Source organism: Gaiella sp., assembly GCF_057140465.1.
The window spans coordinates 1-11,122 of the sequence record NZ_DBNHWK010000027.1 but is presented as its reverse complement, the minus strand read 5'-3'; the positions used below and the strand labels follow the sequence as shown (position 1 = coordinate 11,122).

Below are 11,122 nucleotides of genomic sequence, written 5' to 3'. Positions count from 1 at the left end.
CCGGGGCCCCGGCCCCCCAACTCCGGTTCACGCGCGACGGACGACGCCGCCGCTACTGCGTCCCTGCTACCCCTTCACGTAGTAGGGATAGACGCCCGCCGGGACACCGAGGCTCTCCGGAGCAGTGCCCTGGAGCGTGTAGCCGGCCGGCGGCGCGACACACGTGATCCCCGTGCCCTCGACGTAGTTGGCGGGGACCGCACCCGCGTAGTGGTAGTCCCAGCTCGGCTGACCGAGCTTCAGCTCGAGGAACAGTCCGGCGCGGATCGGCTCGCCCGCAGGCGTCGTGTTGCCCGTGACCGCGCAGTACCCCGCGCGATTCATCCCACCGCTCGGCTCGGTCGGCGGGATCAGCACGGTGTCGATGACGTGGGCGACCCCGTTGCTCGCCGCCACGTCGGCCTTCACGACCTTCGCGTTGTTGACGTAGAGCGACTCGCCGACCACCGAGAGGCCGATCTTCGCTCCGCCGACGGTCGTCGCGGAGCTCAGCGTCGTCGCCACGCTCGAGGGGACGTTGCCGCTCACGACGTGGTACAGCAGGACCGACGTCAGCAGGCCGGGATCCGCCGCGAGCGCGGCGAGCGTCTCGGCCGGCACCTTCGCGAACGCCGCGTCGCTCGGGGCGAACACCGTGAACGGCCCGCCCTCGGCGAGCACCTCGTCGAGCCCCGTAGCCTGCAGAAGGGCCACGAGCGTCTTGAAGTCCCCGGCCTCGACGAGGGCCTCCGGGAGGGTGGCCGCCGACGCCTGCGTCGCCGCGCCTGCGTTCCCGGTACCCACACTGGTCGTCGCCGCGGCACCGACAAGTGCCACCAGGCACGAGGCGGCCGCGACACGAATGATCATCCGACGCATCGATTCTCCTCTCATCCGATAACGGTTCGACCACGCGGCTCGATGCGCTCGACGCCCGCGGTCAGGCTCCCCCTGGGAACGCCCCATCCCCGCTGCCGCAGCCTCGCGTGGAGCCTGTGCCGGAGGACGAGGTCCGTTCTCCCTCCAGACCTCGCCGTGCGTGGTCGAGAGAGCTCTCACCGAGCGTACGGGGTGTTCGTCAGAGGCGCTCCGGGGGCTCTCGCGACCGTGTGAGCGTTTCCGGAGGAGTTGCTCACGAAGGGGACGCCGGCCCCGTCACCCGGGCAGCGGGTCGGTGCGGCGTCGCCGCACCGACCCGTTAGCGGTCAGTCGGCTGTGCCCTCGTCGAACTCGTGCGCGTGCTCCTCGTCCACGCACGCCGGGCAGAGCAGGAGCGTGTCGATCGCCTCGGGGAAGTCGCCGCGCACTGCCAGCCAGCCACACGCCCAGTGCATCAGCTCACGCGGGTCACCCGGAGCCTCCTGCCCGCACTGCGCGCAGGCAAGAGGGGTCAGCGTCGTGCTCATGGGCACCTCCCTCTGTCCCCCAGGACTCTACGCCCTTCGCCGCGCGGGCGCGACCCCGCCCCGACGGCGACGCAGCGGGCATCCGACCCGGCGGTCCGCACCGAGGAATGGCGACCGTTCCCGCGATGCCACCCGGAAAAGCGCGTATGGTTCGGGAGAGTCATTCGAGAGTCGGGGAACAGCTGAAGGCCGCGAGACGGACGTGACATCGGAAGCGGGCAAGACGTCGCAGTTCGAGATCGTTCGCCGCGAGGACTTCTCCGACGTCACCTACCTGCTGGAGATCCGCCACCCCGCGATGGCGAAGGCCGCGAAGCCCGGCCAGTTCGTCATCGCCATGGAGCACGAGCACGGCGAGCGCATCCCGCTCACCCTCGCCGACTTCGATCCCGACCGGGGCACGGTCACCCTCGTCGTGCAGGCGGTCGGCAAGACGACGAAGGAGATGCAGCAGCGCTGCCGGGTGGGCACGAGCCTCCATGCGCTCGTCGGGCCGATGGGGATCCCGAGCCGCGTCGGCCACGCACGGAAGGTCGTGTGCGTCGGCGGCGGCCTCGGTGTCGCCCCGGTCTACCCGCAGGCGCGCGCCCACAAGGAGGCCGGCGCGTACGTGATCGGCGTGGTCGGCTTCCGGAGCAGGGACCTGATGTTCTGGGAGGACGAGTTCCGCGCCGTCTGCGACGAGTTCATCGTCTGCACGGACGACGGCTCGGAGGGGATCAAGGGCGTCGTCACGGCCGGGATCGAGCAGGCGATCGCCCACCACGACGACATCGACGAGGTCGTCGCGATCGGCCCGCCGATCATGATGAAGTTCTGCGCCGAGACGACCCGCCCGCACGGGGTCTCCACGGTCGTGAGCCTGAACCCGGTGATGGTGGACGGCACCGGCATGTGCGGCGGCTGCCGCGTGCGCGTGGGCGACCAGGTGAAGTTCGCCTGTGTCGACGGCCCGGACTTCGACGGCCACTCCGTCGACTTCGACGACCTGATGGCCCGGCTGCAGCGCTTCCGGGCGAGCGAGGCGGACGCCCTCGAGCGCTGGCAGGAGAGCTGCCGGGTGAGGGCGGAAGCGGAGGCGCAGGAGTCCGTCGCGGCCCCGTTGGTCGACACGCGTCCGGCGGCGGACCGCTGAGGGGCAGGGACGAGCCGATGCCCCCGAAGAAGACGATCCGCACGATCCCGCAGGAGCGGACGCCGATGCAGGCGCAGGACCCGCAGGTCCGGGCGACGAACTTCGCCGAGGTCGCCTGCGGCTACACGCTCGAGGAGGCCCTCCGCGAGGCCGAGCGGTGCCTGTTCTGCCCGGACGAGCCGTGCGTGCGCGGCTGCCCGGTCGAGATCGACATCCCGGGCTTCATCCTCGACATCACCGAGAAGAACTTCCACGGCGCCTACGACAAGATCACCGACACGAACCTCCTGCCGGCGATCTGCGGGCGCGTGTGCCCGCAGGAGACCCAGTGCGAGGGCGTGTGCACGATCGCCGACACGCTCGAGCCCGTGGCGATCGGCCGGCTCGAGCGCTTCATCGGGGACATGGCGATCGCCGAGGGCTGGGAGAGCGCGCCCTACATCGAGCCGAGCGGCTTCCGCGTCGCGATCGTCGGCTCGGGCCCGGCCGGCATGGCCTGTGCCGCGGACATGGCGAAAGCCGGGTGCGAGGTGACCGTGTACGAGGTCTTCCACGAGCCCGGCGGCGTCCTCAAGTACGGGATCCCCGACTTCCGCCTGCCGAACGACGTGATCGACGCCGAGATCGAGAAGCTCCGGCAGCTCGGGATCAGGTTCGAGTGCAACACGCTCGTCGGGCGGCTGTTCACCGTCGAGGACCTGCTCACGGAGATGGGCTTCCACGCCGTGTTCATCGGGACCGGAGCCGGGTACCCGACCTTCATGGGCATCCCGGGCGAGTCGCTCGCCGGCGTGCTCTCGGCGAACGAGCTGCTCACCCGCTGCAACCTGATGCGGGCCCGCGACTTCCCCGCGTACGACACGCCGCTGCAGCCGGGGCGCCGCGTCGCCGTGATCGGCGCCGGGAACACGGCGATGGACGCGATGCGCGTCTGTCTGCGCCTCGGCGCGGAGACCGTCTTCTGCGTCTACCGGCGGACGCGCACCGAGGCGCCGGCACGGGTCGAAGAGGTGCACCACGCCGAGGAGGAGGGCATCGAGTTCCACTGGCTGACGAACCCGGTCGAGATCCTCGACGACGGCGAGAACAACGTGCGCGGCCTGCGGTGCCAGCGCATGGAGCTCGGCGAGCCCGACGAGTCGGGCCGCCGGCGGCCGGTGCCGGTGCCCGGGAGCGAGTTCGAGATCGACGTCGACATGGTCGTGTACGCGATCGGCACCAACGCCAACCCGATCCTCGGCCAGACCTCGTCGCTCCGGCTCAACGAGCGCGGGTACATCGTCACCGACGGGAGCCTCGCGACGTCGATCGCGGGGGTGTGGGCGGGCGGCGACATCGTCACGGGCGCGGCGACCGTGATCGAGGCGATGGGCGCAGGGCGGCAGGCGGCGGCCGAGATGAAGGCGTACCTCGGCCTGCGCGACAGCGAGGTCGTGTACCTGCCCGAGCGCACCGGCAGCACCGGCAAGCGCTTCGGCATCGACCTCTCGGAGCACAACCACGTCCGGGTGACCGCGTAGGGGCCGTGGGAGGGAGAGCGACGTGAGCGACGTGCTGACAGGAGGGTCCGCCGCCGTCCGGGGCGAGCCCGAGCGCTCGGCGACCAGCCGCAAGGACGCCACCACGCTCGACGAGCACATCATCGAGGTGATCAGCGACTCGGGCGAGGGGGCGCAGCGCTGCGGCCAGTCGCTCGGCGCGATCGCGGCGAAGATGGGCAACGGGATCTGGACGGTCGAGATCATCCCGGCCGAGATCCAGCCGCCGGCGCGCAGCGTCCAGGGGGCGAGCGGCGTCCGCATCCGCATCGGGCAGCGCCGCGTCACCAACGGCGGCGACGAGACCGACCTCGTCGTCGCGTTCAACGAGCAGGTGCTGCTCGGCCGCGTCCGGGCGGGCGACTTCAAGCCGGGGGCGACGATCCTGCTCGAGAGCATGTGGGCCGAGCACGGCGATGCGAGGATCGCCTCCGCGTATTCCGACACCGTCGCGAGCCTCCGCGAGAGCGGCTACGACGTGATCGAGATCCCGATGGACGCCGAGTGCCGCACGATCGTGGACGACCCGCGGCGCGGCAAGAACATGTTCGCCCTCGGCATCCTCTGCAACATCTACAGCCTCGACCTGGGCATCGCGCGCGACCAGATCGCGATCACGTTCGGCAAGAAGGCCGAGCACGTGGTGAGGCAGAACGTGGAGCTCCTCGACGCCGGCTGGGCCTGGGCGGAGGCCAACCTCCCGATCCGGTACGAGATCCCGGCGGAGCGCCCGAAGGAGCCGCAGATCGTCGTCAACGGCAACACGGCGCTCGCGCTCGGCGTGCTCGCGTCCGGCATGGACATCTGCGCGATGTACCCGATCACGCCGGCGACGTCGGCGTCGCACTACCTGAGCGAGATGTTCGAGCGCGTCGGCGGGATCGTCCACCAGGCCGAGGACGAGATCGCGGCCTGCTCGTTCGCGATCGGCGCCTCGTACGCCGGGAAGTGCGCCGTCACGATCACCTCGGGGCCCGGCTACTCGCTGAAGCAGGAGGCGATCGGGCTCGCGACGATGGCCGAGATCCCGCTCGTCGTGGTCAACGTCCAGCGCGGCGGGCCCAGCACCGGGCAGCCGACGAAGGTGGAGCAGGGCGACCTCCTGGCCGCCGTCTTCGGGAGCCACGGCGACGCCCCGAAGGTCGTGATGGCGGCGAGCGGCATCGAGGACTGCTTCTACTCCGTGATCACGGCCCGCAAGATCGCCGAGTCGTTCAACATCGTCGTCGTCCTGCTCTCCGATGCGAGCCTGGCGACCGCCCAGCAGCCGTTCCCACGGCCGATGTTCAGCGAGGACTGGCTCGCGCCGCCCGTCGACCAGGCCCCCGTGCCGGACGGGGCCCGGCCGTACGACTGGGATCCCGTCACCGGCATCGCACGGCGCTTCGTCCCCGGGCAGCCGGGCGGCATGCACACCCTCACCGGCCTCGCACACGACCGGGGGAGCCACGTCGCCTACGACGCGCAGAGCAACGAGGACGGGCTGCGCCATCGCAGCCTCAAGCTCGTCGCGCTGCAGAAGACGCTGCGCCCCCCGACGGTCTTCGGCGACCGGGAGGGCGACATGCTGGTCGTCGGCTGGGGGAGCACGAAGGGCGTGATCGAGGAGGCCGTCGAGCAGCTCCGTGCGGAGGGACGGCGGGTCTCGTCGATGCACCTGCGCTTCCTGCAGCCGCTGCCGCCCGGGATCAAGGAGATCATGGAGGGGTTCCGGAAGGTGATGACGGTCGAGGGCAACTGGGCGGACCGCATCGAGGACGACCTCGTCGACGAGGACAACCGGCGCTACTCGCCGCTCGCGATCATGCTCCGCTCGCGGTTCCTCGTCGACGTCGACTGTTGGAGCGAGGCGCGGGGACAGCCGATCAAGCCCGGGGCGGTCGCACGCGTCGTCCGGGAACGACTCGACCAGGAGGAGCAGCGATGACGACTCCCGTCACGCAGTGCCTGATCCGCCTCCACGAGGAGCACCACAGCCTCGAGGACTACCAGGGAGGCGTTCCCCGCTGGTGCAACGGCTGCGGCGACAACGCGATCCTCACCGCCGTGCAGCGGATCTGCCGCGACGAGGACCTGAGCCCGGAGCGCACCGTGTTCGTGTCCGGGATCGGCTGCTCGAGCCGGTTCCCCCACTACATGAGCACCTACGGCTTCCACGGCATCCACGGACGCGCGTTCCCGATCGCCGAGGGCGTCAAGATGGCGCGGCCCGACCTCCACGTCTTCGTCAACACCGGGGACGGCGACTGCTGCTCGATCGGCGCCGCCCACTGGATCCACGCCGTCCGTTACAACATGGACATCACGGTGCTCCTGCACGACAACTACGTGTACGGGCTCACCAAGAAGCAGGCCTCGCCCACGTCGCCCAAGGGGCTCAAGAGCAACACGACGCCGCGCGGGACGGACCTCGAGGCCCTCAACCCCCTCACCGTGACCCTCGGCGTGCAGAACGCGTCGTTCGTCGCGCAGGCGGTGGACTGGATCCCCGAGGTCCTGTACGAGATCGTGGCCGCCGCCTACCGGCACCGGGGCTTCTCGTTCGTGCGGGTCATCCAGCGCTGCCCGGAGTTCCTGCCGAAGATGCTCGAGCCCTGGCTGCAGGACCCGTCGAAGACGCTGCTCCTGACCCACGAGGACGGCCTGCAGCTGAGCCCCGACCTCGAGCGCATCTACAAGAACCGGCGCGAGCACGACCCGCTCGACATCGACCGCGCGCGCGAGATCGCCTCGTCGGACGACGTGATCCCCGTCGGGATCCTCTATCGCAACCCCGCCGTCCCGTGCTACGAGGAGCTGCGCGGCGCAGGCCAGGCGCGGCCGGCGGAGCGCATCCGGGCGGGCCTCGAGGCCGAGCTCGACAAGTTCACCGTGTGGCCGGACGAGACCGTCGAGGAGCAGGCGGTCGCCTGACCCGGAGTCGCCGTTGACGAGCGAGCCACAGGCGATGGACGCGACGGCCCTCGAGAGGCAGGCCGTCTTCCACCTGACCGGGAGCCGGACCGACGGTGCGCTCGAGCCGGTCGAGGAGGGCGTGTTCCGGCCGGCGCTCCTCGCCGGCTACCGGGACCTGACGCGCCTCCGGTACGACTTCCCGGTCGTCCTCGTCGAGGGCGCCGCGGACGGAGCGACCGTCCGCTCGCTGTCGTCGGTCGTCGACGGCGTCCTCCAGGAGCTGGCGCCGCGCGGCGTCGAGGGGGAGCGGCTGCGCAGGCAGGTGCTCGGGCTCGAGCGCGAGCTGCGGTCGATCGTCCGGGACGGCGCCCGGGGCATGCTCTCCGACCTGTGGGAGACGGCGGTCGGGCGCATCGCCGCCGAGGCGGGCGACGAGGTCGGGCAGGTCCTCGCCCACGCGGGCGACCAGCTGCCCGTCGACGGCGAGGTCGTCGACTGCGACCACGAGGCCCCGGCACGCCTCGTCGAGCACGCGTGGCGGACGACGCAGCAGCGGAAGGGGCGGCGCTTCCACGACGAGGTGAACCGGCTCGTCCAGGCGCTCTCCGACATCCTGCGTGCGGCGTTCGTCCACTCGGAGGGCGGGCGCCGGCCGGAGAGCCTGCGCGCCGCCGTCGGCGACCTGCACCACGACGACTTCGACTTCGACGCGATGTCCAGGCTGCTCGGGAAGAGCGCCCCGCAGGACGAGCTGCCCGCCGCGAGGCGCGAGCGGATCGAATGGGCACTCGGCGTCCTGCGGCGCCAGCGGTTCTTCGAGCCTCCGGCCGGGACCAGCTCGACACCGGCGGCGGATGCGCCGTACTCATACCGGTTCGCGAGCTGCTCCGAGAGCACGGCGGCGTTCGCGGAGCGGCTGCCCGAGGTGGTGGAGTTCGTGAAGGCGATGTCGATCGCCGAGCTCGAGGCCGACGGGCGCTACGTCGAGTCGCGGCACGACCCGTTCTTCGCGGCGTTCGACGAGGACACGCTGACGCCCGAGGACCTCGCGCTGTTCCCCGACTACCTCGTGTGCATCGACGCCGAGCACACCGACGCGGCCGAGAGCGGCGTGCTGATGGAGGTGCTGGCCTCGGACCTGCCCGTGAAGGTGCTGGTGCAGACCGGGGACGTCCTCGAGGAGTCCTCGATCGGCGCCGGCCACTTCGGGTTCGGCATGCGCAGCGTGAACCTCGCGAGCACCGCGATGGGCCTCCACGACGTCTTCATCCTGCAGACGACGAGCTCGAACCTCTACCAGCTCCGCGACCGCCTGGTCGACGGGCTCGCGTACGCGGGGCCCGCCCTGTTCAGCGTGTTCTCGGGGTCGACGGCTCCGGCGAGCGGCCTGCCGCCCTACCTCACGTCGGCGGCGGCGATGGAGGCGCGGGCGTTCGTCGCCTTCGCGTACGACCCGTCGGCGGGGCCCGACTGGGCGTCGCGCTTCTCGCTCGAGGACAACCCGCAACCCGAGCTCGACTGGCCGATCGAGGAGCTCGAGTACGCGGACGAGGCGCTGCAGCGGGTCACGGAGCAGGTCGCCTTCACGATCGTCGACTTCATCGTCTGCGACCGCCGCTACGCCCGGCACTTCGCGCGCGTGCCGCGCCCGCAGTGGAACGACAACCTGATCCCCGTCGACGAGTGGCTCGCGCTCGCCCCCGGGGAGGTCGGCGACCGGATCCCGCACGTGAAGGTCGTCGACGAGCACGACGTGCTGCACCACCTGATCGTCGACGCGAAGCTGATGCAGGCGGCCCGCCGCTGCCGCGAGATCTGGCACGGCCTGCAGGAGCTCGGGGGGATCCACAACTCCCACGCCGAGCGCCTGCTGGCGCGCGAGAGGGCGGCCTGGGAGGAGGAGAAGCAGCGCGAGCTCGAGGACGCGCGCGCGCAGGCGGCGACGGCGGCCGGGGAGGTCGCCGTCACGGACGGGACGATCGCGGTGGACGCGGACGCCGCGCCCACGGAGGTGGAGGCGGGCGCGGACGCGACCGCGGCCGTGGAGGAGGAGCCGGAGGCGGCCGAGGCCCCGTCGGACGACCCGTGGATCGAGACCACACGCTGCTCGAGCTGCAACGAGTGCACGGCGATCAACGACCGGATGTTCGCCTACGACGAGAACAAGCAGGCGTACTTCAAGGACCTCGACGCCGGCACCTTCCGCGAGATCGTCGAGGCCGCCGAGGCCTGCCAGGTGGCCGTGATCCATCCCGGGAAGCCGCGCAACCCGAACGAGCCGGGCCTCGAGGAGCTGATCGAGCGGGCCCAGCCCTTCCAGTAGCGGTCCGCGCCGGCGGCCGTCAGGCCGTCTCCGCGGGCCCGGCGGCGTCCTCGCCGGCACCGGGCCCGGCGCGCGACGCCGCCACCGCGGCACGGCGCTCCGCGGTGAGCTCACGGAGCACGATCTGCGCGGACGCGGTCAGCGGGACCGCGATCAGCGCCCCCACCACCCCGAGCAGCGCCGCCCCGACGACCACGCTCGCGATCACGAAGAAGCCGGAGATGTCGGCGGCGCGGCCCTGGATCGTCGGCTGCAGGAGGTAGTTCTCGACCTGCTGGTACGCGATGCAGACGGCGAGCATCGCCACCGCCTGCGGCCAGCCGACGGTCAGCGTCACGAGGGAGAGGATGAGCGCGGCGATCGTCGCGCCCACCTGCGGGATCAGCCCGAGCAGGCCCGCGATGATCCCGAGCGCGAGGGCGAACGGCGCCCCGAGCGCCCAGGCCGCCGTCCCCTGCACGATGCCCGCGATCGAGGCGATCACGACCGCGCCGAGCGCGTAGCGCCCGATCGTCCGCGTGATCCGGTGCTCGAGGCCCTGCACGCGGTCTGCTGTGCCGGGGTAGAGGATGCTGCGCAGCGCCGCCGAGAGGTTCGGCAGGTCGATCACGAGGAACAGCGTCATGAAGACGATCGCGACGCCGATCAGCCCGGCGCCGAACACCCGCGTGCCGATGGCGGCGATGTCGTCGAGCTTGCTCGGCGCGTCCGCGGCGAGCCCTTCCGCCCAGTCCTGCAGCTCCGTGCCGAGATCCGTTCGCTCGTCGAGCCACTGGAAGAGCCCCGACTCGCGGATCCGCTCCGCGATCCCCGGCAGGTCGCGCACGAGGTCCTGGATCGCGCCGACGAACGGCGAGACGAGGAGGTACCCGAGCATCACGAGCAGCGCGACCGTGCCCAGCACGAGCACGATCGCGGCGTTGCCGCGCCGCATCCCCCACCGCTCCTGGAGCCACGTCGCCGGCGTCTCGAGCACGAGCGCGAGGAAGAGCGCGATGAAGAGCAGCAGGAACGCGTCCCGGGCGACGACCATCGCCCACGCCAGCGCACCCGCGATCCCGATCACCGCGAGCGTCCGCCAGGAGATCGTGATCTCGACGCGCTGCAGCGGTGGCGGCTTCGGGGCCTGCACGGCAGGAAGTTCGTCGTCCACCGTTGCCTCCCTCCCGTGCGCCCGTCCGGTGCACGCGTCGCGGCGGGTCGCCGGCCCCTCCCCGGGCCGCCGCCCGGGCCGGTGATCGCGCGTATCGTCTGGTCGTGGGCCGGAGCCTCGCCGTCGCCGTCCTCGCCCTCGCGGTGGTCACGGCCGCCGCGGGGACCGGGGGTGCCGCGACGACGGCTGCGAAGCTCCGCCTGGACGGCGTGCGCTTCCGCCCCGAGGCAGCGCTCACTCCCACGCAGCGCGCGGTCGGCCTCATGGACCGGCCGGAGGCCCCCGCGGACGGGATGCTCTTCGTCTTCCCCAGGGACACCCGGGGCGGGTTCTGGATGAAGAACGTCGTCGTCCCGCTGAGGATCGTCTTCTTCGACGCGCGCGGGCGGCGGGTCGCGGCCTTCTCGATGACGCCCTGCCGGGAGGACCCCTGCCCCGTCTACACACCTCGCCGGCGGTACCGCTTCGCCCTCGAGCTCGCGGCCTCCGACCCTCGCCCGGCACGGACGCTCGCGCCCCCTGCATCCCTGCGGCGACTGTCGCGCGCCGCCCGCTGACGCGGCGCCCGTGGAGTGCCCCGTCAGCGGGTCGAGCCGGCGACTGCCGCGCGCCTGCGCACTCAGGTGAAGAGCTGCACGTCCGCCTGCTGCATCACCTCCATGAACGTGAGGTACTCGCACACCGTCACCCGCT

At 71.6% G+C, this 11,122-nt stretch carries 9 protein-coding genes; 6 read left to right on the top strand and 3 right to left on the bottom strand.

The window, feature by feature from the left end:
* Window positions 1–66 precede the first annotated feature (66 nt).
* Together AC162C_RS03900 and AC162C_RS03895 are read right to left on the bottom strand one after the other, a co-directional pair.
* Entirely contained in the window at window positions 67–849 is a 783-nt protein-coding gene (locus AC162C_RS03900; RefSeq protein ID WP_484096399.1) for a fasciclin domain-containing protein, read from the bottom strand.
* A 335-nt stretch (window positions 850–1,184) separates the two neighbouring features.
* Window positions 1,185–1,385, bottom strand: a complete 201-nt coding sequence (locus tag AC162C_RS03895; protein WP_462974788.1) for a hypothetical protein — start codon at window positions 1,383–1,385, stop codon at window positions 1,185–1,187.
* Between the two features lie 202 nt (window positions 1,386–1,587).
* Here AC162C_RS03895 and AC162C_RS03890 point away from each other — a divergent pair, with 202 nt between their 5' ends.
* Genes AC162C_RS03890 through AC162C_RS03870 form a run of 5 tightly spaced genes read left to right on the top strand, consistent with a single transcriptional unit; the run spans window position 1,588 to window position 9,276 of the window.
* A complete protein-coding gene (locus tag AC162C_RS03890) occupies window positions 1,588–2,520 on the top strand; it encodes a sulfide/dihydroorotate dehydrogenase-like FAD/NAD-binding protein (RefSeq protein WP_484096398.1) in 933 nt (310 codons plus the stop codon).
* A gap of 17 nt (window positions 2,521–2,537) precedes the next feature.
* On the top strand, window positions 2,538–4,040 hold the full coding sequence (gene gltA / locus AC162C_RS03885; RefSeq protein ID WP_484096397.1) for an NADPH-dependent glutamate synthase: 1,503 nt from the start codon (window positions 2,538–2,540) through the stop codon (window positions 4,038–4,040).
* A gap of 22 nt (window positions 4,041–4,062) precedes the next feature.
* Window positions 4,063–5,985 (top strand): 2-oxoacid:acceptor oxidoreductase subunit alpha, encoded by a 1,923-nt coding sequence (locus AC162C_RS03880; protein WP_484096396.1) that lies wholly within the window; start codon window positions 4,063–4,065, stop codon window positions 5,983–5,985.
* On the top strand, window positions 5,982–6,971 hold the full coding sequence (locus tag AC162C_RS03875) for a thiamine pyrophosphate-dependent enzyme (protein ID WP_484096395.1): 990 nt from the start codon (window positions 5,982–5,984) through the stop codon (window positions 6,969–6,971). The genes AC162C_RS03880 and AC162C_RS03875 overlap by 4 nt, the downstream gene beginning before the upstream one ends.
* A gap of 34 nt (window positions 6,972–7,005) precedes the next feature.
* The gene (locus AC162C_RS03870; protein ID WP_484096394.1) at window positions 7,006–9,276 is read left to right on the top strand and encodes a ferredoxin; all 2,271 of its coding nucleotides are present in this window, start codon (window positions 7,006–7,008) and stop codon (window positions 9,274–9,276) included.
* Between the two features lie 19 nt (window positions 9,277–9,295).
* On the opposite strand, the gene AC162C_RS03865 is transcribed toward AC162C_RS03870, so the two are convergent.
* Entirely contained in the window at window positions 9,296–10,429 is a 1,134-nt protein-coding gene (locus AC162C_RS03865; protein WP_484096393.1) for an AI-2E family transporter, read from the bottom strand.
* Window positions 10,430–10,533: 104 nt separating this feature from the next.
* Between AC162C_RS03865 and AC162C_RS03860 the strand changes: the two genes are divergently transcribed.
* Entirely contained in the window at window positions 10,534–10,986 is a 453-nt protein-coding gene (locus tag AC162C_RS03860; protein WP_484096392.1) for a DUF192 domain-containing protein, read from the top strand.
* Window positions 10,987–11,122: the final 136 nt, after the last annotated feature.